Genomic DNA, 25,296 nt, shown 5'->3' with positions numbered 1-25,296 from the left:
GCGATGACGACCGATACCCTGCGCCGCGCCCGCGGCTTCACCCTGGTCGAGCTGCTGGTGGTGGTGACGATCATCGCCATCCTGGCCGCGGTGGCGATCCCTGCCTACGGCCGCTACGCCTATCGTGCGCGGCGCGTCGAGGGCAAGGAGCTGCTGCTGCGCATCGCCAATGCGCAGGAGCGCTACTACGCCACCTTCAATGGCTACGGCAAGCTCAAGGACATCGGCTTCGACGATCCGGCCTTGTCGGAAAAGGGCTCTTACCAGGTAACGATCAAGCTCGGTGATGGCACTCGTCCACAGACTTATGTCGCCACCGCCAAACCCGTGCTGGGGCAGGCGAACGACGCGTGCGGCGACCTGGCGCTGGACAACAGCGGCAACAAGACGCCCGCCGCGACCGACACCGCCAGGAACCGCAATGGAGCGTGCTGGTGATGCGCGCCCATCGCCGGGCCCGCCAGGGCGGCGTCACCCTGGTGGAGCTGATGATCACCGTCTTCGTGCTGGCGATCCTGACGGCGATCGCCGCGCCGAGCTTCCGCGACATGATGCGCCGCGGCCAGGTGCGCTCGGCCGGCCAGGCGCTGCTGGCCAGCTTCGCCTATGCGCGCAGCGAGGCGGTGACGCGCGGCACCTTCGTCTCGATCTGCCCCAGCGCGAACGGCAGCGCCTGCACCGACACGACCGGCTACGAGTCCGGCTGGATCGTCTACGCCTATCCGGCCGGCGCCGATGGCGCGGACCAGTCGTACGACAGCAGCGACGACAGCTTCGTGCTGCTGCGCCACGTTGAGGCCGCCAGCGGCGTAGCGGTGACCGCCGCCGACAAGCAGGTGATCAGCTTCGGCCAGCAGGGGCAGCTGCTGCGCACCGGAGGCGTGCAGTTCGCGGTGTGCGGGAAGGACCACGATGGCGAAGTGGCCAACACCGACAAGGTGAAGGGCAGCCTGGTCGACGTGGGCGAGGGCGGCGCCGGCCACAGCAGCACCATGAAGCCCGACGCCAGCTGCACGCCGGGAGGCTGAGGGGCATGCGTGGCACGCCGGTCAGGCGAGCAGGCGTTCGCGCAGCCCCGAATGCCGCAGAGTCAGCTGGCTCACCGCCTGCGCCACCATCGCGTCCGCGCCGATCAGCGTGAACCAGCGCCGCGCGCGAGTGATGCCGGTGTAGAGCAGCTCGCGGGTGAGGATCCCCCCGGCCTGGTCGGGCAGCACCAGCGCCGTGTGCTCGAATTCCGAACCCTGCGATTTGTGCACGGTCATCGCATAGACCGTTTCCAGCTCGCCCAGGCGCGAGGGCAGCACGAAGCGGATGCGTTCGGCCGAGCCATCGTCACCGCCAGCGACCAGGAAGGCGACGCGCAGGCGCAGCTCGCCATCGTCGCCGGGGACGCGCAGGGCGATGCCGACATCGCCGTTCATCAGGCCCAGGTTGTAGTCGTTGCGGGTGACCAGCACGGGCCGGCCTTCGTACCAGGCGTGGCCGGCGTCGATCAGCTGAGCGCGTTGCAGGATCTCCTCGATCTGCGCGTTGAGGCCTTCCGTGCCGTAAGGGCCGCGTCGCAGTGCGCATAACAGCTGGAAGCGGTGGAAGGCGTCGAGCACGTCGCGCGCCCAGCTTTCGTGGGCGGCGTCGCCGGCGCGCGGGTGGGGGCGTTCGCGGCGCAGGCGTTCGAGGTAATGGCGGTAGCCCTGGGCTGCGTCGCCTTGCGCGGTGAAGTGCTCTCGGCCGCCGTGCAGCACCAGCGCGGCCAGATCGCGCGGGCCGGCGGCACGTGCGATCCAGGCGATGTCCGGCTGCGGCACGGCGAACAGGGCGCGCACGGCGTTCACATCGCCTGCATTCACCGCCAGTGCGAGGCGGCCGATGCCGCTGTCGGCGCCGAAGCGATGGCTGTGGCGAAGCATCACCACCTGCTGGTCCAGCGCCTGCGCATCGGCCATGGTCCAGGCCGCGACGTCGTCGCCGGACGTATCGCGCAGCCAGGCAGCGGTGGTCGCCGCGTAGTGACCCGCCTCCGCGCGACGGCACAGGTCGCCCAGCACGGCACCCGCCTCCACCGACGAGAGCTGGTCCTTGTCGCCGAGCAGCACCAGCCGCGCGGATGCCGGCAGCGCGGCGAGCACGGCGGACATCATCTCCAGGTCCACCATCGAGGCTTCGTCGATCACAAGCACGTCCAGCGGTAACGGATGCGCGGCATCGTGGCGGAAGCGGCGCGTGTCCGGGCGCGCGCCAAGCAGGCGGTGCAGGGTATCGACCTGGGCGGGAATGGCGTCGCGCGTCGCGTCATCCACGTCCAGCCGCGCGAGCTGGCCCTGGATGGACGCATGCAGGCGCGCCGCGGCCTTGCCGGTCGGCGCGGCGAGACGGATGCGCAGCGGTCGCTCGCCCGCACGCAGGCGCAGGGTCTGCAGCAGGCCGAGCAGGCGCACCACGGTGGTGGTCTTGCCGGTGCCAGGGCCGCCGGTGATCACGGTGAACGCGCCGCGCGCGGCCAGCGCGCAGGCGATGCGCGGCCAGTCGGGCGAAGTCTCGCCGGGGAACAGGCGCGCAAGCTCCTCGCGCAAATGCGCGGGCGCCGCATGCGGCAGCGCCAGGCGCTGGCGGATTGCCAGCGCCACCTGCCGCTCGTGGTTCCAGTAGCGGCGCAGGTACAGCCGCGCGCCGTCGAGCACCAGCGGCGCGTCGTCATCGCCGGCCCCGATCCATGCCGGCAGGTGGCCATCACGCAGTACGCGCGTGATGGCATCGCGCCAGGACTCGGGCCAGTGCTGCTCGGCGGCCAGCGGCTCCCACAGCGACAGGTCCAGGCACAGATGGCCGTCGGCAACGCGCCGGCTGAGCAGCGCGGCGAGCAGCAGCCAGGCGGTATCGGCGTTCGCGTCCTGCTCGGCCAGGAAGCGCGCGAAAGCGACGTCGAGCGCGCGCAGCTGGCGTTGCTCTTCGGCCGCGTCGAGCAGTGCGAGGCGCGGATCATGCGGCATCGGCGTGCGCTCCTTCGGCGAACAGCCGGTCCATGGATTCGATCAATGCCTGTGGCAGGCGTTCGTAGTGCACGCCATGGCCGGCGCCATCGACGCCGCGCAGGTACAGGTAGAGCGCGCCGCCCATGTGGCGCTCGTAGGTGTAGCCGGGCAGGCGCGCGCGCAGCTGGCGGTGCAGGGCCAGGGTGTAGAGCGCATATTGCAGGTCGTAGCGCTCGCGCAGGATCGAATCGCGCGTGGCTTCGGCGGTGTACGCCGTGGCGTCGGGGCCGAGCCAGTTGGATTTGTAGTCGGCCACGTAGTAGCGGCCGTCGTACTCGAAAACCAGGTCGATGAAGCCCTTGAGCATGCCGTTGAGCTGGTCGCGCAGCAGCGGCAGGCGCGGGCGCGCATCGAGCGTGTGCGCGGTGACGAGACGGTCGAGTGCGCGCGTGTCGACATGGTTCACGGCGAACCAGAACTCCAGCTCGGCGCGGTAGCGCGTCGGGTCGTCGAGATCGGCGAGCGCCACGGCGCGGCCGCCTTCCAGCGGCAGCGACGTGCGCAGCAGCGCCGGCAGCCATGCGGCCAGCATCGCCGCGTGCGCCTGCCATCCATGTCGTTGCACGCGGCGCTCGATCTGCTCGGCGATACGTTGCGGTTGATCGGCCATCTGGGCGAAGCCTTCCTCGGCGGTCCATTCCAGCAGGTCGTGCAGGAAGGTGCCGGGCACCGCGCCGCGCGGAAAGGCATGGATGCCCCGGCTGTCGCTTTCGGCGACGGGCGCGGGCTGTTCCGCGCCGGCTTCGGCCAGCACGTCCTGCGTGGGTGTCTCGGGCGCGGCCGGCACCTCGCCCGGTTCGTCGGCGTCTTCGGCGTAGCGCAGCGCGCTATAGCTGGCGATCCACCAGCGTTCGTCGGGGCGGCCGGCGTAGTCGCGGGCAGGGCGTGTGATGGCGGATTCGACCACGGTGGCGTGCGCGATGCGCGGCGCCGGTGTATCCGGCAGCGATGCGATGGCGATGGCCGGTTCGTCGCCGCGCAAATCGAGCAGCGCAGGCGCCAACGCCGAAGCGTCGATCGGTGTGCCGCCGCAGAGCAGATAGCCGAACGCCGATTTATGCAGCGCCGACTGCTTCGCGTTGCCTACCGTCACATTCGCCACACCCATCCAGCAGGCGTAGCGCGCGCGGGTGAGCGCGACGTAGAGCAGGCGGAGATCTTCCTGCAGTCGTTCGCGCTCGGCCTCGATCCACGCCGCCTCGTCCGGCTCAAGATCCATGTGCGCATGGCCGTCGGCGTCGTGCCACACGTAGCTGCCGCCGCGCTTCACCTCGCGCGCGGCGCAGGCATAGGGCAACAGCACCAGTGGGTATTCGAGGCCCTTGGACTTGTGCACGGTCACCACCTTGACCAGCTCGGCCTCGCTTTCCAGGCGCACGATCTGTTCCTCGGCGGCGTCGGCCTGGCCGGCGGTGGCGTCGGCGATCTGTTCGGCCAGGTGGCGAATCAGCGCGTGTTCGCCATCGAGGGAGGCGGCGGCTTGTTGCAGCAGCTCGGCCAGGTGCAGCAGGTTGGTCAGCGCGCGCTCGCCGCCGTCGCGCGCGAGCAGGCGCGAGGGCAGGTCGAAGATGTGCAGGAGGTCATGCAGCATGGCCAGCACGCCATGCCGCTGCCAGGTATCGCGGAAGTGGCGGAAGCGTTCGCCGCAGGCCTCCCACCAGCGCTCGTCGGTGTTGAGGCGATCCAGCTCGGCGTAATCGCGATCCAGGCTGGGCGTGGCCAGTGCGGCGCGCATGGCGCGGTCGGAGCCGGGCTCGGCGCAGGCCTTCAGCCACAGCAGCAGGTCGGCCGCTTCCGGCGAGCCGAACACCGAGTCGCGATCGGAGAGATACACGCTGCGCAAGCCGCTGCGGCGCAGCGCCGCGCGCACCGCGGCGGCCTCGCGGCCGTTGCGCACCAGGATGGCGACGTCGCCGGGCGCCAGCGGCAGCAACGCGCCATCGCCCGTCGCAAAGCCGCAGCGGCCTTCGCGCGCCGCGTCGAGCAGCCCGGCGAGCCATGCGGCCGCCTGGTCTGCCATGCGCTCGCGATAGGCCGTGCTGCCCACGAAGTCGCCGCCATCGAGCACCGCCAGCTGCAGCGCCGGCAAGGGCACGTCATCCAGCACCAGTTCGGCGGCGCGGCCGCGCGCCGCGACCGGATGGAACGGCAGGCCGCGTTCGCCTGCGCCGAAGGCGAAGGCACCGGCGCGATGCCGGTCGCCGTGCTCGAACACGCGGTTCACCGCACTTACCAGTGCCGCGGTGGAGCGATGGTTGGTGCCCAGGGTCCATACCGGCGGTGTCGCCACGGCGCGCGCCTGCAGGTAGGTATGGATGTCCGCGCCGCGGAAGGCATAGATAGCCTGCTTGGGATCGCCGATCAGCAGCAGCCCGTGTCCTTCGCGCGCGGCGTAGATGCGATGGAAGACGCGCCACTGCAGCGGGTCGGTGTCCTGGAATTCGTCGATCAGCGCGATCGGATACTGCGTGGCGATGGTGTCGGACAGGCGTGTGCCGCCGGGTCCGCGCAACGCGTCGTCGAGGCGACGCAGCATGTCGTCGAAGCCGAGCAGCGCGCGCTGGCGCTTGACCAGGTCCAGGCGCGCGGCGACCCACGGGGCGGCATGGGCGAGCACCAGCGGGCGGGCCTGTTCCAGTGCATCGCGGGCGGCGAGCACCTCGCCGAGCGCGGCGAACGCGTCATGCGCGGGTACGGGCGCGGTGCGGTTCTTGTTGGCGGCGCCATCGAGGCTGGCTTGCACATAGCGGCCGAGCAGCTTGTCGTCGGCGTCCGCACCCTCGGCCCAGGCGCGCAGCGCGGCGAGGTCCAGCGCGACGCGTTCGGCCGGATAGCTGCGCGCGTTGAGCGCCTTGCCGCGCACGGCTTCGTCGAACATCGCCGCGATCGGCGACAGCCCGGCCAGCCAGAGGCGCCGCGCATGCGCTTGTGCGACTTCGAGCCGTGCCAGCGGCGCGTCCAGCACGGTGCGCAGATCGGCCACGTCCGGCAACGGCTGGCCATGCAGGCGCAGTTGCGAGGCGGGCTGGCGCAGCAGCGGGCGCAATGTGAATTGCAGCGCCTGCGGATCCTGCCACCAGCGAGCGAGCAGGCGCGCGCCGTCGCGTTCCAGCGGCAGGCAATGCAGGCGCCAGTAGTCGCGTACGGCCTCGGCGACCAGTTCGCTGTCGTCGGTTTCGATGTCCTGCACGAACGGATGGCCGCTGTCGAACGCGTGCTGGCCCAGCATGCGCTGCGCCCAGCCGTGGATGGTGTGCACGGCGGCTTCGTCCATCCACTGCGCGGCCAGTTCCAGCTGGCGCGCCGCGATGGCGCGTGCGCCTTCGTCCGGGTATTCGGCGATCAGCGCGGCGAGAAAGTCGTCGGGTGCCTGCTGTCCGCGGAACATGCCGGCCGCTTCGGCCAGGCGCGCGCGAATGCGATCGCGCAGTTCCGCGGTGGCGGCCTTGGTGAAGGTCAGTACCAGGATCTGCGCCGGCAGCAGCGGCGTGCCGGTGCCATGGCCAAGCACCAGACGCAGGTACAGCGCGGCGATGGTCCAAGTCTTGCCGGTGCCGGCGCTGGCCTCGATCAGACGCACGCCTTGCAGCGGCAGGCGCAGCGGATCGAGTGGCGCCATGGCGGGACTCATGCCGGTTCTCCCGTGCGCAGTGCCTCGGCCAGCGCGCGGTACGGCGCCAACCGCTGCGCGAAACCGCGATCGAGCATGGCCTGGAAAGCGGGCCAGGCGCGTTGCAGATAGGCATCTTCCTCTACTTCGGCGATGCGCTGGCCGCCGTCGTCGCGGTCGTAGCATTGGCTTGCGGCGGCAACCGCGTCCTTGCCCTCGCGTTCGGCCTGCAGCCAGGCGAACGCCGTCTTGCGCGCTACCGGCAGCGGTGCGCGCATGCCGGCGCGCAGCATGCCGAGCAGGTCGTCCAGCAGCTGGCGCGCCGCATCGGGCGGCAGCGCGGGGAAATACGGCTGCGCGTCGGTCGCGACGATTCGCGTCTCGATCGCCAGCCCGCCGGCGTGCGCGAACAAATGGGCGACCCAGGCACCGATCAGCTTGTCCAGGCGCAAGGCGCGGCTGCGCGTGCGCAACGATCCCTGGATCAGTTCCAGCCGCACGTAGTCCACGCCGGTCTGCTCCGGTTCGGGACGGCGCAGGTCGGCCAGCCAGTCCTCGAGCAGGAGCCCATGCGCGGCGTGGCGCAGTTCGAACTTGTCTTCCGCGCGAGGCCAGCGCAGATCGGCGGCGCGCCATTGCGCGGCGAGCACGCGCGCTTCGCCGGCGATGTTTTCCTGCCACAGCTCGCCGAAGCCGCCGGTGGGCAGGCGGCCCTGCTCGCCGAGACGGCGCACCGCGTGGTCCACCGCGTCGGCGGCGCCGCTGCCGTCGGCGATGGCGGCCTGCAACGTGGCCTGGATGGCCTGGTAGCGCTCCAGGCCATCCAGCGCGAACGGTTCATCATCGGGCGCTTGTGCTTCCTCGCCGCCGAGATGGACCTTCAGCCGCTGATTGAAGAAGTAGCGCACGGGACGGGCGAGGAAGGCTTGCAGCTGGTTCAGCGAGAGCGCTGCATCCGGCTGCCATGGCGCGAGCGCTTCGCCGGCGGCGCTGGCTTCGCCTTCGCGATGCGCCTGCTGCCACTCGCGTGCGTAAGTGAAGATGCGCGGATCGTCGTCGGCGCCGAAGTAGCGGCGGCTGAAAGGTTGCAGCGGGTACTCGGTGGTGAGCGCGTCGAGCAGGTCGCCGTCGCCGGTGGCAGGGCGCCAGCCGGCGGCGAGATAGTCGCGCAGCTGGCCGACCAGTACCGAAGGCGGCAGCGCTGCGTTGTCGCGCGCGCTGCGGCCGACCCAGCTCACGTGCAGGGCATCGCGCGCGGAGAGCAGGGCTTCCAGAAACAGGTAGCGGTCGTCTTCGCGGCGCGAGCGATCGCCCGGCAGCGCCTGGCCCAGCTGCGCCATCAGGTCGAAATCGGCCGGTGCCTGCTGGCGCGGGTAATCCCCATCGTTCATGCCGAGCAGGCAGACCACGCGGAACGGGATGGCGCGCATCGGCATCAGCGTGCCGAAACTCACCGCGCCGCCCATGAAACGTTGCGACAGGCGACTGGCGTCGATGCTCTCCAGCCAGTGCTCGCGCACGATATTGAGCGGCAGCGGTTCGTCCAGTCCGGCTTCCGCGCAGGCCTGGCGCCACTCGTCCAGCGCGTCATCGAGGCGGCCCAGACGATCGCCGTCGGCCTGGTCGTCGTCGGCGAAGAAGGCGGCGAGCAGCGCACGCAGGCGCGCCACCCAGATCTCCGGCGATGCCGGTGCGCCCAGTTCGCGCCAGCTCTGCTCGAGCTGCTCGAGCAGGCGGCTGAGCGGGCCGAGCAGGCTGGCGTCCAGGCCGCCGACTTCGCCATAGGGCGCGGTGCCGTTCCAGCTTTCGCCATGGCCGACCGCATAGCCCAGCAGCAGGCGGCGCAAGCCGAAGGCCCAGCTGTTCTGCGCCTGCGCGGGGAGACCCAGGCTCTGTTTCTGCGCGCCGTCCAGGCCCCAGCGGATGCCGGCGCCCTCGATCCAGCGGCGCAGCGTGGGCAGGTCGGCTTCGGCAAAACCGAAGCGGCGGCGCAGTGCCGGTACGTCGAGCAGATCGAGGATGTTGCTGACGGTGAAGCGCGATTCGGGCAGCGCCAGCAGATGTTCCAGCGCCACCAGCAGCGGCACGGAACCGCGATCGGGCTGGTCGGCGACCGAATAAGGCAGATAACGCGGATCGTCCGGCGGAATGCGCCCGAACACCGCCTGCACGTGCGGCGCGTAGGTCTGGATGTCCGGCACCATCACGATCACATCGCGCGGCGCGAGCGGCCGGCCTTCGCGGGCGGCGCGCTCGAACAGCGCCAGCAGCTGGTCGTGCAGGATCTCCACTTCGCGCTGGGCGCCGTGCGCGACGTGGAAACGCAATGACTCGTCGCCGGCGCGCCAGCGCTGCCGATCGGCCGTCTCGGCCGGCAAGGGTTCGAGATCGAGAATGGCCTGCTGCACCTGGTGCAGCAGGGTGTCGCGGCCGGGTTCGGCGAACAGGTCGATGCCCGGGCTCCACGCGGCGAAGCGGCGGCGATAGGCCTCGGGCTGGTCGAAGCTGTCGAGCAGGCGGATGTAGTCGCGGCCCTGCTTGCCCCACGCGGCCAGCAGCGGGTTGGCGTGCAGGTGCAGATCTTCGTAGCGCGGTTGTTCCGGCAGCCCGGGCTTGCCCGGCTGGCGTCGCCGCTGGCCACGCAGCAGTTCGCGATCCTCGATGATGTCGGCCCAGTAGTGCCGGCATGGATTGGCGACCATCAACAGCACCTGGCTGTGTTTCGCCAGCGCGGTGAGCGCTTCGAGCGTCTGCAGCGGCAGCGAGGACATGCCGAACACCACGATGCGCCGGGGCAGGCGCGGCGGACGCTGGGCCAGTGCGGCGGTGCGCTCGATGAAAGCTTCGTGCACGGCGGCGCGATGGCTGTGCCGTGCCGCAGGACCGACGTCGTCCAGCAGCAGTCGCCACAGGCGCGCCTGCCAGCGTTGCCCGGCCGGCAGCGACGTGCGCCGGGCGCGCCAGTCGTCGGCGAGCTCGTCGATGCCGCGTTCCCAGTCGGCCAGCCAGTGCGCGCGATAGACCTGGTACTGGTCGAACAGATCGGCGATGCGCGCGGCCAGCTGGTAACGCTTGCGCCAGTCGGCATCGTCGCCGAGGAAGTCGCGCAGCGGGCGGAAATCCTCATCGTCCAGATGGCGCGGGATCAGGCGCAGCAGCCGCCACGCCAGGCGCGACTTGTCGAAGGGCGACGCGGGCGGCACCGCATCGCGGCCGAGCACCGCGCGATAGGCCTCCCACAGGAAGCGTCCGGGCAGTTGCACCTGCACCGCTGCGCTGATGCCCACGCCGCCTTCCTGCGGCGGCCGCGCCAGCGCCAACTTCAGCCACTGCGCGATGCCGTTGCTCTGCACCAGCATCAGCTCGTCTTCCAGCGGGCGCAGGGGCGTGCGCTGGATCCATGCGGTGAGCAGATCGCGCAAGTCCTCCAGGCGGTTGCCGTGGATGACCATCAGGCCCGGTTCGATCGGGACATCGAGGGGCAGGGCCAGGGTGTCGGTCACGGCTGGCGGCGCGAAGAAAGGTTCATGCGGGAATTGTGGCGGACATCGGGGTGAGGGGCGAGTGGCGGCATGGCTGTCGGAGCGCTTGCGCCTCGCCTGCCGGCGTCGATGGTGATGAAGCATGCCGCCATGCACGCCTCTGAAACGAACATCGCCGCATGCGGTGAGGCATGCGGCGATGGGTGTTGCGGGTGAAGCTTGGCAGTGGGCCCACGCGTGTTCTGCGTAGGTTGCGCATTTTGTTGCATCGCATGTGGTTGGTGTCAATACCTTTGTGCACTCGGCATGGTTCTTGATGTCGGTGCGGCGGATCGTCGATGAACGAAAAGCGGTGTTGTCGACGCGTGGTTTCGCTTCCTCGCGATGCGCGATTCCGGTGCGGCGAGCGTGCGGGATTCGTGCTCAGAACGTGTAGCGCGCACGGCCATACCAATACGCGCCATTCACGCCGATCGGCGAAATCACGTCATAGGGAAAGTTGCCGGCGTAATTGATGTCACTGTTGGAGCGGGTGGGATATTGGTTGGTGAGGTTGTAGCCGCCCAGCGCCAGGCTGAGCCGCGGTGTGACGTGCAGCTCTGCTTCGGCATCGAGCTGCCAGCGCGCGGCATAGACCTGGCGCGGTTCGAAGCCGCCGCCGAAATCGAACACGCGCACGGTGGAGCCCTGCCGGGTCACGCGCCCGAGCAGCGACCAGCGGCGATCGCTCCAGCTGGCGGTGAACGAGCCGCGCTGGCGCGGCGCGGCATCGGTGAGCGTGTTGCGCTCCTCATCGCCGAACAGCACGTTGCCGGCGCCGGTGGCGGCCAGTTCCGGCGGCGTCGGTCGCACGCCGCGGATGTCGGTGTGGTTGCGGCTGTAGGCGAGCGTGAGCAGCAGGTTCCCGCCGGCCAGCGGCGCACGGTAGTTGCCGACCAGCTCGGCGCCGCGCGTGCGGGTGTCCACGGCATTGGTGAAGAAGGCCACGCTCTGCACGCCAGGTACGCCGAAGTGCTCGAGGATGTAGTCCTCCAGGCCGGCGCTGTCGATGGTCTCGGACAAGGTGACGCGGTCGTCGATGCTGATCTGGTAGGCATCGAGGCTGAAGTCGAAGTGCTCGCCGACCTGGCCGGTCAGGCCCAGGCTGAAGTTGCGTGACTTCTCGGGCTTCAGCGCCTGCGCGCCGAGGCCGCGCGCGATCAGGTTGTTCACCGACAGGATGCGGCCGGTGACCAGCTTGCCGTCCGCGCCGTAGCCGCTGGTGGTGGATTCGAAACCGATCTGGCTGAGCGACGGCGCGCGGAAGTTGTTGGAGGCGGCGCCGCGCAGGGCGAAGCCGCTGGCGAACTCCCAGCGGGCGCTGAGCTTGCCGCTCCAGTTGCCGCCGAAGTCGCTGTAATGCTCATAGCGTGCGGCGGCATCGGCGAAGAAGTGGTCGGTGATGTCGCTGGACACTTCCGCATAGGCCGCCCCCACGTTGCGCGACAGTCGCGCAGCATCCTGCGGTTGCAGGCCGCCGCCGGCCTGTGCGCCGACCGGTGCGTCGAGGTAAGGGCCGGCCGCGTAGGAGGCCGGATCGCCAGGCAGGGTGCGGAACTGTTCGTGACGGTACTCCGCACCCACGGCCACGGTGAGGTAGCGGCTGCCGAAGGCGAACTCGCGATTGCCATCGAGGTTGGCGCTGCCCTGGTTGAAGCGGTAGCTGCCGATGTGGAACGCGGTAGGGCTGTCGGGGCCGAGCGAGGCGTTGAGCGAGTGGCGCAGGTCGTAGTCGAAGGCGTTGCTGCCCCAGTTCAAGCTGCCGTCGAGATTCCACTCGGCCAGTTTTCCGCGGATGCCGGCGGCGGTCTGCACGTCGCGGTTGCTGCCGAGCGATTCGGGCCGGTAGCCATCGGGATAGAGCGACGGCACGTTGGCGCTGCTGTCGGGATAGCGGAAATAGTTGTCGCCGATGGTGTGGCGCTGCGTATAGGTGCCGAACCAGTAGAGCCTGGCGTTATCGCCCAGCGGCAGCTCGCTGTTGAGCCAGCCGTTGTAGTTCTCCGACTTCGGATCGCCTGCCGCGTAGTTGCGCCGGCCACGCAAAGCCAGGTTGGCGGACGTGGGATCGGCCAGCCAGTCGGGTACGGTATCGACGCCGGCGCGATTGGTGGCGTCGTGGTGACCGGCTTCGAGGCCGGCGCGGAAGAAGCCGCTGCCGGCCAGGCGCGTACCGAACTTGGCGGCGGCGTAGCTGGTCTGGCCATCGGTGATGGTGCGGTCGGTGGGACTGAAGCGGGTGTGGTTGGCGCCGTAGGTGCCGGTCACCTCGCCGCCTTCCGGTGCGTCGTCGAGGATGATGTTGACCACGCCGGCGATGGCGTCCGAGCCGTACTGTGCGCCCGCGCCGTCACGCAGCACTTCCACGCGCTTGATCGCGCTGATCGGGATCGCATTGAAGTCCACCGGCGTGGTGCCGCGTCCGATCTTGGTATCGGTGTTGACCAACGCCGAGGTGTGGAAGCGCTTGCCATTGACCAGCACGAGCACCTGGTCCGGGGACAGTCCGCGCAGCTGCGCCGAGCGCACGTGGTCCGAGCCGCCGGAATTGGACTGGCGCGGGAAATTGAACGAGGGCAGCAGCGTGGCCAGGGCCTGGCCCAGCTCGCCGTTCACCGCACCGGCGGCGCGCAGGTCGTCCTGGCTCAGCACGTCGACCGGTACCGGCGACGCCAGTGCGGTGCGTGAGCTGGCGCGCACGCCGGTCACCACCACCTGATCGAGCGTGCGCGCCTGCGGATCGCCGGTCTGCTGCCAGGCCTGCGCCTGGCTGGCGAGCGCGGCGACGGCGAGGGCGGCGGACAGACGGGTGCGGCGATACTTCCGAGGCGGGACGGACATGCGGATTCCTTGGATGATTCGGGACGGCGTGACACGCCGCGCGAAGGCGGTCGCGAAAGTACGGTCGGTCGATGGCGCCGGATCAGCGCGCCGCGTGGCGGTTCAGTACGAACAACATCGCCGCATTCGCGGAGCGAGCGGCTGGTAGCGTTGTCCGTTGAGCGGCATGTTCACGATGGCTGCGGGCAGGTCGGGGGCGGGCAATGGTGCGAAGCGGCGTCCGGCATTTGTTGCATTGCGCAAGGTTCATGTCAATACTTCGTTGCGAAACCTCTTCGGGCGTCTGAGTCTCTATCCGTCTGGACGTCCAAATGCCATCTGAAGGAATCATCGATGCTATTTCAGCGCATGCTGGCGGTTGTGCTCGTTTTCGGATGCGTGACGGGGTGTGCGACGCAGTCGTCGGTGCCGACCGGGGCTACCCTGCAGGGCGATGCGGCGCATCCGGACGCGACCAGCGGTTGGGTGGAGACGCGGCTGTACTTCGGCCTCGGCCTGGTGGATCAGCCGGACAGCGGCGTGAGCGAGCAGGCTTGGCGCGCGTTCCTCGACAAGGAGGTGACCTCGCGCTTTCCGGACGGACTCAGCGTGATCGACGTGTACGGACAGTGGCAGGGCAAGCAGCAGACCTCGCCCGAGCGGCTGCGCTCCAAGCAGTTGGTGATCGACTATCCGGATACGGCGGAAAACCGTGCCAAGGTCGAGGCGATCCGCGCGGCCTGGAAGCGGCGCACGGGCGATCAGTCGGTGCTGCGGGTGACGCAGCCGGCGGACGTATCGTTCTGACCCGCTTCGTCACGCCGGCGGGATTCTGCGCGAGCGCCTTCGCGTACTCTTTCTTCACCGGATGCCGGATCGCACCGGCATGACGTCCTGCAGGGATCTACTTTGAACAGCACATCCTCGCGCCGCTGGCTCGCGCCCGGCGATCTCAATGGTTTTCTCGGCCTGGTGGTGGACAACCTGTCCATCATGGCCTTCCTTGCCACGGCGCTGATCGGCCTGTTCGGCTTTCCCGCCGACATCGTGTTCCTGCGCATGTTTCCCGGCACGGCGCTGGGCGTGCTGCTGGGCAACCTGGCCTATACCGCGATGGCGCGCCGGCTGGCCGCGCGCGTCGGCCGTGACGATGTCACCGCGATGCCGCTGGGCCTGGATGCGCCCACCAGCATCGGCATGGCGCTGCTGGTGCTTGGCCCGGCCTTCCTGCACTTCAAGCAGCAAGGCATGGAGGCGCACGCTGCCGGCGTGGCGACATGGCAGCTGGGCATGGCGTCGCTGGTGGTGATGGGGGTGCTGAAATTCGTGCTGTCGTTCTTCGGCGCGGCGGTGCAGCGGCATGTGCCGCGCGCGGGGCTGCTCGGTTCGATCGCGGGCATCGCGCTGGTGCTGATGGGTTTTCTGCCGCTGGTGGAGATACTGAAAGTGCCCGTGGTGGGCTTCGCCGGGCTCGGCGTGGTGCTGTATGCACTGGTGGCGCGGGGACGCATTCCGTTCGGCCTGCCGGGCGTGCTGGTCGCATTCGTGGTCGGTGCGCTGCTTTATTACGTCCTCGGGCCGCTCGGCTGGCTGGGCAGCGGTTACCACGCGCCGGCGGGGTGGACCTGGCGTTTCGCGCTGCCATGGCCAACCCTGCAATGGATCGAGGGGCTCGCTTACACGGTGCCGTATCTGCCGTTGATCCTGCCGTTCGGCCTGCTGATGGTGGTGGGCGGCATCAACGTCACCGAAAGCGCGCGTGCGGCGGGCGACGACTACTCGACGCGAGACATCCTGCTGGTGGAGGCGCTGGCGACCCTGGTGGCCGGCGTCTGCGGCGGCGTGGCGCAGACCACGCCGTACATCGGCCAGCCGTCATACAAGGCGATGGGCGCGCGCAGCGGCTATACGCTGCTGACCGGCATCGTGATCGGACTGGGCGGCGTATTCGGCTACCTGTCGAATCTGGTGGAACTGGTGCCCCTGTCGGTGCTCGCGCCGATCCTGGTGTTCGTGGCGATCGGTATCACCGTGCAGGCGTTCGAAGCGACGCCGATGCGTTATGCGGCGGCGGTGGTGTTCAGCTTCTTTCCCGCGATCGCGCGCATGGTGACGATCAAGCTCAGCGATCCCACCTATGTCTCGCCGGAGCACTTCGGCGCCCTGTTCGGCGACGCGTCGCATGGCATTTCCGAGCTGGCCGTGATCACCATTCTGGGCAACGGTTTCATCATCACGTCGATGGTGTGGGCCAGCTTCGTGGTGGCGTTGATCGACGGCAAGACCGGGCGTGCGGCGCTGATCCTGCTGCTCGGTGGCCTGCTGACCCTGTTCGGCCTGATTCACTCGGTCGAACCGACGGGCGACGTCTATCTGCCCTGGCTGCTGGAAGCCGGCCCGCGCGCGCTGGTGTGGCAGTTCGCCGGGGCGTACGGGGTGTTGGCGGGGGTGTTGCTGCTGCTGTCGCTGCAGCGGTCGCCTCCGGCGCCCGTATCCATGCATTGAGCCGGCACGACGCAAAGAGAAAGGGCCCGGTGATTGCCGGGCCCTTTCTCTTTATCGGAGATGCCTGCTCATCAGTCGCGCGATTCCAGCGCCTTGTTCAGGCGCAGCGCGCCCAGCGTGCAGACCGCGCCGGAGAGCAGGTAGACGCTCACCGCGCCCAGGCCGAACTTGCTGGACAGGCCCAGCGCGACCAGCGGCGCGAAGGCGGCACCGATCAGCCAGGCGACGTCGGCGGTGAGGGCGGCGCCGGTGTAGCGGAAGCGGATCGGGAAGTTGGACGTCACCGTGCCGGCGGACTGCCCGTACGACAGGCCGAGCAGGGCGAAGCCGATCAGGATGAAGGCGTCCTGCGCGGCGCGGCTGCCGCCCAGCAGCCATGGCGCGGCGAAGCTGAAGATGCCGATCAGGAAAGCCAGCGTGCCCAGGGTGGTGCGGCGGCCGATGCGGTCGGCGATGAAGCCCGAGGCCACCGTGCCGAGAATGCCCACGCCGGCGCCGATCACCTGGATCAGGAGCACGTCGTTGACCGACTGCGTGGAGCCGAGGGTGATCCACGACAGCGGGAATACCGTCACCAGATGGAACAGCGCGTAGCTGGCCAGCGCGGCGAAGGCGCCCAGGAAGATGTTGTAGTCCTGCTTGCGCAGCATCTCGATGATGCCGATCGGCTCCAGTTCGCGCTCTTCCATCGCCTGGGTGTATTCCTCGGTCACCACCAGGCGCAAGCGGGCGAACAGCGCCACCACATTGATGGCGAATGCCACGAAGAACGGATAGCGCCAGCCCCAGCCGAGGAAGTCCTCGCTGGACAACTGGGAATGCAGGAACAGGAACAGGGCGCTGGCAAGCATGAAGCCGATCGGCGCGCCGAGCTGGCCGAGCATGGCGAACCAGCCGCGGCGGCCCTTCGGCGTATTCAGCGCCAGCAACGAGGGCAGGCCGTCCCAGGAGCCGCCGAAGGCAATGCCCTGCAGCAGGCGGAAGAAGGCGAGCAGGGCGATCGCGCGCCAGCCCAGCGTCTCGTAACCGGGCAGGAAGGCCATGCCCACGGTGGCGCTGCCCAGCAGGAACAGCGCGGCGGTCAGCTTGGTGCCGCGGCTCCAGCGGCGCTGGATCGCCATGAACAGGGCAGTGCCGAACGGACGCGCCACGAAGGCGAGCGCGAAGATCACGAACGACAGCAGCAGGCCGTGCAGGCGATCCCGGAAAGGGAAGAACACCGACGGGAAGACCAGCACCGAGGCGATGCCGAAGACGAAGAAATCGAAGTATTCCGAAGCGCGACCGATGATCACGCCGACGGCGATCTCGCTGGGCGCGACTTGCGAGTGGCCCGGGGCGGGCGCCGCATCTTCGTGCGACGCGTCCGGGGATCCGTGGTGGTCAAAGGTGCTCGACATCGCCATGACTGGAACTTGAGTACTAAGGTGGTTCGCGTAAGCATCGCACCGGCGGCGTCCAACCGCCATGAGACAAAGTGTCCTATTTCGCAGCGCAGCACGAGTAGGTTAACTTTTCGGGTCTCCCCATGCCTCGTCTTTCCTTCCGGCCCATGTTCCCCAAGGCTCTCCGCGGACTGCTGCTCCCCGCCGTCCTGCTGCTGTCGGGCTGCCAGACCGTCCTGATGTCGCCCTCGGGCGATATGGCGGCGCAGCAGCGCGACATCATTCTCATCTCGCTGGTCCTGATGCTGCTCATCGTGGTGCCGGTGATCGCCCTGACTCTGTTCTTCGCCTGGCGCTATCGCGCGTCGAACAAGCAGGCCACCTATAAGCCGGACTGGGACCACTCGACCGTGCTGGAGCTGGTGATCTGGGCGGCGCCGCTGCTGATCATCATCGCGCTGGGTGCGTTGACCTGGGTGAGCACGCACAAGCTGGACCCGTTCCGCCCGCTGGAGCGCGTCTCCGAAGGTCGTGAGATTCCGGCCGGCACCAAGCCGCTGACCGTCGAAGTGGTCGCGCTGGATTGGAAATGGCTGTTCATCTATCCGGAGCAGGGCATCGCCACGGTGAACGAAGTCGCCGCGCCGGTCGACCGGCCGATCCAGTTCAAGATCACCGCCTCCACCGTGATGAACTCGTTCTTCGTCCCCGCGCTGGCCGGTCAGATCTATGCCATGCCCGGCATGGAGACCAAGCTGCACGCGGTGATCAACAAGCCCGGCAGTTACGAGGGCATGTCGGCCAACTACAGCGGCGCCGGTTTCTCCGGCATGCATTTCAAGTTCCTCGGCATGAGCGAGGGCGAGTTCGACCAGTGGGTGGCCAAGGCGAAGGAGGGCGACGCCCTCACCCGTGAGAGCTACCTGGCACTGGAAAAACCCAGCGAGAACGCGCCGGTGAGCCGCTACGCCAGCGTGTCGCCGGACCTCTATCAGGCCATCGTCAACATGTGCGTCGCGCCCGGTACGCCGTGCATGCACGAGACCATGGCCCAGGATGCCGCCCGCGCCGGCAAGCCCGCCGCCGAGCACGACATGTCGCACATGGAGCATTGAGCCCCGTGTGCCGATCGATCCGACTTTCGCGTAGTACCGCCTGTCCAGGTGTTCAAGATGTCTGACCATCCCGACCTTGCCAAACTGATTTTCGGCCGCCTCGGCTGGGATGCGATTCCCACCGAGCCGATCGTGCTGGCGACCTTCGCCGTGGTGGCCCTGGGCGGCCTGGCGCTGCTGGGCGTCATTACCAAGTACCGCCTGTGGGGTTACCTCTGGCGCGAGTGGTTCACCAGCATCGACCACAAGAAGATCGGCATCATGTACATGGTGCTGGGCCTGGTGATGCTGCTGCGCGGCTTCGCCGACGCGATCATGATGCGCCTGCAGCAGGCGGTCTCCTTCGGCGACAACCTCGGCTACCTGCCGCCGCACCACTACGATCAGATCTTCACCGCCCACGGTGTGATCATGATCTTCTTCGTGGCGATGCCGATCGTGACGGGTCTGATGAACTACATCGTGCCGCTGCAGATCGGCGCGCGCGACGTGGCATTCCCGTTCCTCAACAACTTCAGCTTCTGGATGACCGCCAGCGGCGCGGTGCTGGTGATGGCCTCGCTGTTCGTGGGCGAGTTCGCCAAGACCGGCTGGCTGGCCTATCCGCCGCTGTCGGGCATCCTGGCCAGTCCGGACGTCGGCGTGGACTACTACATATGGTCCTTGCAGATAGCTGGCGTAGGTACCTTGCTATCGGGCGTCAACCTGCTGGTGACCATCATCAAGATGCGCGCGCCGGGCATGAAGCTGATGCAGATGCCGGTGTTCACCTGGACCGCGCTGTGCACCAACGTGCTGATCATCGCCGCGTTCCCGGTGCTGACGGCCGTGCTGGCGCTGCTGTCGCTGGATCGCTACGTGGGCACTCACCTGTTCACGAACGAACTGGGCGGCAACGCCATGATGTACGTGAACCTGATCTGGATCTGGGGTCACCCCGAGGTGTACATCCTGATCCTGCCGATGTTCGGCGTGTTCTCCGAGGTGGTCTCCACCTTCGCCGGCAAGCGCCTGTTCGGCTACACCTCGATGGTGTACGCCACGATCGTGATCACCGTGCTGTCCTACCTGGTGTGGCTGCATCACTTCTTCACCATGGGCTCGGGCGCGAGCGTGAACTCGTTCTTCGGCATCACCACGATGATCATCTCGATCCCGACGGGCGCGAAGATCTTCAACTGGCTGTTCACCATGTACCGCGGCCGCATCCGCTTCGAGCTGCCGATGATGTGGACGGTGGCCTTCATGGTGACGTTCGTGATCGGCGGCATGACCGGCGTGCTGCTGGCGGTGCCGCCGGCGGATTTCTCGCTGCACAACAGCCTGTTCCTGATCGCGCACTTCCATAACGTGATCATCGGCGGCGTGCTGTTCGGCGCGTTCGCGGCGATCAACTTCTGGTTCCCGAAGGCGTTCGGCTTCAAGCTCGATCCGTTCTGGGGCAAGTGCTCGTTCTGGCTGTGGGTGGTGGGTTTCTACTTCGCCTTCATGCCGCTGTACGTGCTGGGCCTGATGGGCGTGACCCGCCGCATCAGCCACTTCGAGGATTCCTCGCTGCAGATCTGGTTCCAGATCGCCGCCTTCGGCGCGGTGCTGATCGCATTGGGCATCGGCGCGATGCTGATCCAGTTCGTGGTGAGCTTCCTGCGCCGCGACAAGCTGCGTGATGTCACCGGTGATCCATGGGACGGCCGCACGCTGGAGTGGTCCACCTCGTCGCCGCCGCCGGCGTACAACTTCGCGTTCACTCCGGTGGTGCACGACAGCGACGCGTGGTGGCAGATGAAGCAGCTGGGCTGGAAGCGTCCGCAGTCCGGCTTCATCGACGTCCACATGCCGAAGAACACCGGTGCCGGCATCATCCTGGCTGGCTTGAGCACCGTGCTCGGTTTCGCCCTGATCTGGCACATGTGGCTGGTCGCGGGCGTGGCGTTCGTGGCGCTGCTCGCCGTGGCGATCGGGCATACCTTCAACTACAACCGCGACTACTACATCCAGGCCGCCGACGTGGCCCGGGTGGAGGCGGCGCGCACGGAGCAGCTGGCCGGCCATGTCTAATCCGACTTCCATGACTGCGGCATCCAACGGGCCGCTGCAGTTCCACCAGGAAACCGAGCACCATCCGGAGAACGGCACGCTGCTGGGCTTCTGGCTGTACCTGATGAGCGACTGCCTCATCTTCGCCTGTCTGTTCGCGGTGTATGGCGTGCTGGGCCGCAGCTATGCGGGCGGCCCGACCGGCGCGGAGGTGTTCGAGCTGCCACTGGTGGCGCTCAACACTTCGCTGCTGCTGCTGTCGTCGATCACCTATGGCTTCTCCATGCTGGAGATGCAGCGCAACCGCATCGGCGGCACGCTGGTGTGGCTGGGCATCACGGGCCTGCTCGGCGCGGGATTCATCGGTATCGAGCTGTACGAATTTGGTCATTTGATCGCCGAGGGCCATGGCCCGCAGCGCAGTGGCTTCCTGTCCTCGTTTTTCACCCTGGTCGGTACGCATGGCCTGCACGTGAGCTGCGGCATCATCTGGCTGATCACGCTGATGGTGCAGGTGAAGAAGAAAGGCCTGACCGGGGCCAACAAGCGCCGCCTGTGGTGCCTGTCGATGTTCTGGCATTTCCTCGACGTGGTGTGGATCGGCGTGTTCAGCTTTGTCTATCTGATGGGAGTGCTGCCGTGAGCGCGCATACCGATGCCCATGCCATCCACGATGGCCACCACGACGATCATCACGGCGACGATCTCGGCCATGTCTCGCTGAAAGGCTATGTGATCGGCTTCGTGCTGGCGGTCATCCTGACTGCCATCCCGTTCTGGCTGGTGATGAGCGGCGGCCTGAAGGATGCGAGCGCGACCGCGCTGATGATCCTGGGTTTCGCCGCGGTGCAGATCGTGGTGCACATGGTGTACTTCCTGCATATGAACGCGAAGTCGGAGGGCGGCTGGAACATGCTGGCCCTGATCTTCACGGCGGTGCTGGTGCTGATCACGCTGAGTGGTTCGATCTGGGTGATGTACCACCTCAACCACAACATGATGCCGGCCCTGATGGATACGCGGAACCTGCCGTAAGCGGGTTCCCGATTCCCGTCTCTCCTCATTCCCGGCCATGCCGAGGCCAGCCGCCAGCGATGCTTCTCCGGAACGCGGCCCGCGCGGGGCGCTGGCGCTGACGCTGCTGGCGTTGTTCGCGCTGGTGGTTTTCGCCGGTTTCGTCGCCCTGGGTACCTGGCAGGTGCATCGCCTGGCCTGGAAGCGCGACCTGATCGCGCGAGTCGAGCAGCGCGTGCATGCCTCTGCGGTCGACGCGCCGCCGCCTTCGGCCTGGCCCGGGGTCAGCGCGGTCTCCCACGAATATCTTCATGTGCGCCTGCATGGCGTGTTCCTGCACGACCGCCAGACCCTGGTGACCGCGAGCACCGGACTGGGCAGCGGCTACTGGGTGCTGACGCCGCTGCGTGCGACAGACGGCACGGTGACCCTGGTCAACCGCGGCTTCGTGCCGCCGGACTGGTGCGGCCGCGACGGACACTGCGCGCCGGGTCCCGCGGGCGAGGTGGAGGTGGCCGGGCTGCTGCGCATGCCCGAGACGCGGGTGCTCCTGCGCCACAACGATCCGGCGCGCGAGCGCTGGTACGCACGCGACGTGCTGGCCATCGCAGCAGCGAAAGGATTGGGGCCGGTCGCGCCGTATTTCGTCGATGCGGACGCCGATCCGGTCGATCCCGGCGCCTGGCCGCGCGGCGGGCTCACCGTCACCACGTTCCCGAACAGCCATCTATCGTACCTGCTCACCTGGTACGCGCTGGCGCTGATGGTGCTGCTGGCGGCGGCCTATGTGGGGCGGCACGAATACCGGTTGCGCAGGCGCTCGCGCGAAGCACGCTGACCGCCGGCCCGGAGGGAGCCGCGGCGGCGGCGAGAAAAATCCAACGGAGGCATTGACCTCCTTCATGGCACCCCGTATAGTTTCGCGCTCTCGGCGGGCGGTTAGCTCAGCGGTAGAGCACTGCCTTCACACGGCAGGTGTCACAAGTTCGATCCTTGTACCGCCCACCATCCCGATCGAAACGATAAGGCCACCCCCGCGGTGGCCTTATCGTTTTCGCGGCTCGACATGCCCGATCCGGCGTCGCCGGACGGCTCCTGATCGCAAGGACGTGCCGAAAGGGCACGGGACGAGCCCGCGTTTACAATGTTCCGGCTGACCCGTACGGATGCCCGCCATGCACGACGCCTTCGCCAATCTCCACCTGATCACGCTGACCCCGTGGAAGCTCATCGGCCTGCTCGGCACGCTGCTGTTCACCGCGCGCTGGTTCGTGCAGTTCTATGCCACCAAGAAGCAGAAGAAAGTGGTGGTGCCGATGTCGTTCTGGTACCTGTCGGTCGCCGGCAGCGTGCTGACGCTGGCTTACTTCATCTGGGGCAAGAACGATTCGGTCGGCATCATCCAGACCGCGTTCCCCATGTTCGTGTCGATCTACAACGTGTTCGCGCACCTGCGCCAGCACAAGCCGGAAACCGTGCGACCGGGCGGCCCGGAAGAGACCTGAGCAAACAAGCAGGCCGCAGGCAGGTTGGGGTTTGCTGCGCTCACCCCTTCCTGCAGCAGTGCCGTCAATCCGGGTCGTAATCCAGGTTGGGCGCCAGCCACCGCTCCGCTTCTTCGCGCGTCCATCCCTTGCGCTTGGCGTAGTCCTCGACCTGCTCGCGAGTCAGGCGGCCCACCACGAAGTACTGGCTGTCCGGGTGTGAGAAGTACCAGCCGGACACGGCCGCCGTGGGATACATGGCGAAGCCTTCGGTCAGTTCGATGCCGGTGTTAGCCGTCGCGTCCAGCAGCTTGAAGAGCGTGGCTTTCTCGGTGTGGTCCGGACAGGCGGGATAGCCGGGAGCAGGGCGGATGCCGCGATACTTTTCGTCGATCAGCGATTCGTTGTCGAGCGCTTCGTCCGGCGCATAGCCCCAGAACTCGCGGCGCACGCGCTCGTGCATGCGTTCGGCGAAGGCTTCGGCGAGGCGGTCGGCCAGAGCCTTGAGCAGGATCGACGAATAATCGTCGTGTTCCGCTTCGAAACGCGCGATGTGCTCCTCGATGCCGATGCCGGCGGTGACGGCGAAGGCGCCGACCCAGTCTGTCTTGCCGGCCGCTTTCGGCGCGATGAAATCGCCCAGCGAGAAGTCGGGGCGGTCCGCCGGTTTGTCGACCTGCTGGCGCAGATGATGGAGCACGGCGAGCACGCTGCCGTCCGGCGCATAGACCTCCGTGTCGTCGCCGACCTGGGCGGCGCGCCAGAATCCGATCGCGGCGCGCGCGGTGAGCCAGTGCTCGGCGACGATGCGATCGAGCATGACCTGCGCGTCGCGAAACAGTTCGCTGGCCTGCTTGCCGACGATCTCGTCCTCAAGGATGGCCGGATAGCGGCCCGCCAGTTCCCAGGCCTGGAAGAACGGCGTCCAGTCGATATAACCGCGCAGTTCGGCCAGATCGTAAGCGTCGAATACCGTGACGCCAGGCTGGCGCGGCTGCGGCGGCTGGTAGGCCGACCAGTCGCAGCCGAAGCGCTGCGCGCGCGCCTTCTCCAGCGGCACCAGCTGCTTGCCGGGGCCGCGATGGCGATGACGTTCGCGCACTTCGGCGTATTCCGCCCGCACCTTGGCCATGAAGGCATCGACCAGTTCCTTGCTCACCAGCGACTGTGCCACGCCGACGGCGCGCGAGGCGTCCTTCACCCATACGGTGGGTGCCTTGTAGTGCGGTTCGATCTTCAATGCTGTGTGCGCGCGCGACGTGGTCGCGCCGCCGATCAGCAGCGGAATGGTGAAATCCTGCCGCTGCATCTCCCGCGCGACCTGGCTCATTTCTTCCAGCGAAGGCGTGATCAGGCCGGACAGGCCGATCAGGTCGGCGTTGTGCTCGCGCGCGGTATCCAGGATCTTCTGTGCCGGAACCATCACGCCCAGGTCGATCACTTCGAAGTTGTTGCAGCGGAGCACCACGCCGACGATGTTCTTGCCGATGTCGTGCACGTCGCCCTTTACCGTGGCCATCACGATGGTGCCGTTGTTCTTGCCGACGTCGCCGGTGCGCGCTTTCTCGGCTTCGATGTAAGGCAACAGATAGGCCACTGCCTTCTTCATCACGCGGGCGGACTTGACCACCTGCGGCAGGAACATCTTGCCGGCGCCGAACAGGTCGCCGACCACGTTCATGCCATCCATCAGCGCACCTTCGATCACATCGAGCGGACGCGTCGCCTGCTGGCGTGCTTCCTCGGTATCGGCATCCACGTACTGGTCGATGCCGTGCACCAGAGCATGAGCAAGGCGTTCGCGCACCGGTTTCTCGCGCCAGGCCAGGTTCTCGATGATCGCCTCGCCTTTCTTCGCCTTGAAGCGATCGGCAATCTCCAGCAGGCGCTCGGTGGCATCGGCGCGGCGGTTGAGCACCACGTCTTCGACGCGATCGCGCAGTTCCTCCGGCACCTCGTCGTAGATCATCAGCGCGCCGGCGTTGACGATGCCCATGTCCATGCCGGCCTTGATGGCGTGGTACAGGAACACCGAGTGGATCGCCTCGCGCACGGTGTTGTTGCCGCGGAAAGAGAACGAGACGTTGGACACGCCACCGGAAACATGGCTGAGCGGGAAGCGCCGCTTCAGCTCGCGCGTGGCCTCGATGAAATCCACCGCGTAGTTGTTGTGCTCCTCGATGCCGGTGGCGATGGCGAAGATGTTCGGATCGAAGATGATGTCTTCGGGAGGGAAGTCGAGCCGGCTGGTGAGCAGTTCGTAGGCGCGCGAACAGATCGCTACCTTGCGCTCGCAGGTGTCGGCCTGGCCCTGCTCGTCGAAGGCCATGACGACGACGGCGGCGCCGTACTGCTGTACCTTGCGCGCGTGCTCGAGGAAGATCTCCTCGCCCTCCTTCATCGAGATCGAATTGACGATGCCTTTGCCCTGCAGGCAGCGCAGGCCGGCTTCGATCACGGTCCATTTGGAAGAATCGACCATCACCGGCACACGGGCGATGTCCGGTTCGGCGGCGATCAGATTGAGAAAGCGGGTCATCGCCGCTTCCGAATCGATCAGGCCTTCGTCCATGTTCACATCGATGATCTGCGCGCCGTTGGCGACCTGCTGGCGCGCGACCTCGACGGCTTCTTCGTAGCGGTCTTCCTTGATCAGTTTCTTGAATTGCGCGGAGCCGGTGACGTTGGTGCGTTCGCCCACGTTGACGAACAACAGGTCGGGCGTGATGACCAGCGGCTCCAGGCCGGACAGACGGGTGTGGCGGGTGGTCAT

At 67.6% G+C, this 25,296-nt stretch carries 16 protein-coding genes and 1 tRNA gene; 11 read left to right on the top strand and 6 right to left on the bottom strand.

The genetic code is table 11. The features are described 5' to 3' along the window. Positions 1-3: 3 nt before the first annotated feature. Together ACNR9O_RS12790 and ACNR9O_RS12785 are read left to right on the top strand one after the other, a co-directional pair. Positions 4-438 (top strand): type IV pilin protein, encoded by a 435-nt coding sequence (locus ACNR9O_RS12790; protein ID WP_473688319.1) that lies wholly within the window; start codon positions 4-6, stop codon positions 436-438. After that, the gene (locus tag ACNR9O_RS12785; protein WP_473688321.1) at positions 438-1,028 is read left to right on the top strand and encodes a GspH/FimT family pseudopilin; all 591 of its coding nucleotides are present in this window, start codon (positions 438-440) and stop codon (positions 1,026-1,028) included. Before ACNR9O_RS12790 ends, ACNR9O_RS12785 begins: the two co-directional genes overlap by 1 nt. A gap of 21 nt (positions 1,029-1,049) precedes the next feature. On the opposite strand, the gene recD is transcribed toward ACNR9O_RS12785, so the two are convergent. From recD to ACNR9O_RS12765, 4 genes are all read right to left on the bottom strand, one after another. Continuing rightward, a complete protein-coding gene (gene recD, locus ACNR9O_RS12780; RefSeq protein WP_473688323.1) occupies positions 1,050-2,990 on the bottom strand; it encodes an exodeoxyribonuclease V subunit alpha in 1,941 nt (646 codons plus the stop codon). Beyond that, positions 2,980-6,663: an exodeoxyribonuclease V subunit beta gene (gene recB, locus ACNR9O_RS12775; protein WP_473688325.1), complete on the bottom strand. Its 3,684-nt coding sequence runs from the start codon at positions 6,661-6,663 to the stop codon at positions 2,980-2,982. Before recB ends, recD begins: the two co-directional genes overlap by 11 nt. Continuing rightward, on the bottom strand, positions 6,660-10,145 hold the full coding sequence (gene recC / locus ACNR9O_RS12770) for an exodeoxyribonuclease V subunit gamma (protein WP_473688327.1): 3,486 nt from the start codon (positions 10,143-10,145) through the stop codon (positions 6,660-6,662). The genes recB and recC overlap by 4 nt, the downstream gene beginning before the upstream one ends. A gap of 402 nt (positions 10,146-10,547) precedes the next feature. After that, positions 10,548-13,004 (bottom strand): TonB-dependent receptor plug domain-containing protein, encoded by a 2,457-nt coding sequence (locus ACNR9O_RS12765; protein WP_473688329.1) that lies wholly within the window; start codon positions 13,002-13,004, stop codon positions 10,548-10,550. Between the two features lie 333 nt (positions 13,005-13,337). Between ACNR9O_RS12765 and ACNR9O_RS12760 the strand changes: the two genes are divergently transcribed. Together ACNR9O_RS12760 and ACNR9O_RS12755 are read left to right on the top strand one after the other, a co-directional pair. Next, positions 13,338-13,790: a DUF3574 domain-containing protein gene (locus tag ACNR9O_RS12760; protein WP_473688331.1), complete on the top strand. Its 453-nt coding sequence runs from the start codon at positions 13,338-13,340 to the stop codon at positions 13,788-13,790. Positions 13,791-13,892: 102 nt separating this feature from the next. Beyond that, positions 13,893-15,488 carry a SulP family inorganic anion transporter gene (locus ACNR9O_RS12755; RefSeq protein WP_473688333.1) on the top strand — a complete coding sequence of 532 codons (1,596 nt, stop codon included), beginning with the start codon at positions 13,893-13,895 and terminating at the stop codon, positions 15,486-15,488. A 71-nt stretch (positions 15,489-15,559) separates the two neighbouring features. Here the strand turns inward: ACNR9O_RS12755 and ACNR9O_RS12750 are convergent, their stop codons facing one another. Then, on the bottom strand, positions 15,560-16,894 hold the full coding sequence (locus ACNR9O_RS12750) for an MFS transporter (RefSeq protein WP_473688335.1): 1,335 nt from the start codon (positions 16,892-16,894) through the stop codon (positions 15,560-15,562). A 122-nt stretch (positions 16,895-17,016) separates the two neighbouring features. Here ACNR9O_RS12750 and cyoA point away from each other — a divergent pair, with 122 nt between their 5' ends. The 7 genes from cyoA (at position 17,017) to ACNR9O_RS12715 (ending at position 22,544) form a co-directional block, all read left to right on the top strand. Continuing rightward, positions 17,017-17,988, top strand: a complete 972-nt coding sequence (cyoA, locus tag ACNR9O_RS12745) for a ubiquinol oxidase subunit II (protein ID WP_473688337.1) — start codon at positions 17,017-17,019, stop codon at positions 17,986-17,988. A 57-nt stretch (positions 17,989-18,045) separates the two neighbouring features. Next, positions 18,046-20,046: a cytochrome o ubiquinol oxidase subunit I gene (gene cyoB / locus ACNR9O_RS12740; protein ID WP_473688339.1), complete on the top strand. Its 2,001-nt coding sequence runs from the start codon at positions 18,046-18,048 to the stop codon at positions 20,044-20,046. Beyond that, positions 20,039-20,668, top strand: a complete 630-nt coding sequence (gene cyoC, locus ACNR9O_RS12735) for a cytochrome o ubiquinol oxidase subunit III (RefSeq protein ID WP_473688341.1) — start codon at positions 20,039-20,041, stop codon at positions 20,666-20,668. Before cyoB ends, cyoC begins: the two co-directional genes overlap by 8 nt. Then, entirely contained in the window at positions 20,665-21,060 is a 396-nt protein-coding gene (gene cyoD / locus ACNR9O_RS12730) for a cytochrome o ubiquinol oxidase subunit IV (protein ID WP_473679957.1), read from the top strand. Before cyoC ends, cyoD begins: the two co-directional genes overlap by 4 nt. 37 nt (positions 21,061-21,097) lie before the next feature. Next, complete coding sequence (locus ACNR9O_RS12725) at positions 21,098-21,877, top strand: SURF1 family protein (protein ID WP_473679959.1); 780 nt, start codon at positions 21,098-21,100, stop codon at positions 21,875-21,877. A 95-nt stretch (positions 21,878-21,972) separates the two neighbouring features. Then, positions 21,973-22,047: transfer RNA gene (locus ACNR9O_RS12720), tRNA-Val, on the top strand. Between the two features lie 167 nt (positions 22,048-22,214). Beyond that, the gene (locus tag ACNR9O_RS12715; protein WP_473679961.1) at positions 22,215-22,544 is read left to right on the top strand and encodes a lipid-A-disaccharide synthase N-terminal domain-containing protein; all 330 of its coding nucleotides are present in this window, start codon (positions 22,215-22,217) and stop codon (positions 22,542-22,544) included. Positions 22,545-22,608: 64 nt separating this feature from the next. On the opposite strand, the gene metH is transcribed toward ACNR9O_RS12715, so the two are convergent. Beyond that, complete coding sequence (metH, locus tag ACNR9O_RS12710; protein ID WP_473679963.1) at positions 22,609-25,296, bottom strand: methionine synthase; 2,688 nt, start codon at positions 25,294-25,296, stop codon at positions 22,609-22,611.

The sequence above is a fragment of the Dyella sp. CR10 genome (assembly GCF_055814425.1).
This window is presented reverse-complemented; position numbering and strand designations above follow the sequence as displayed.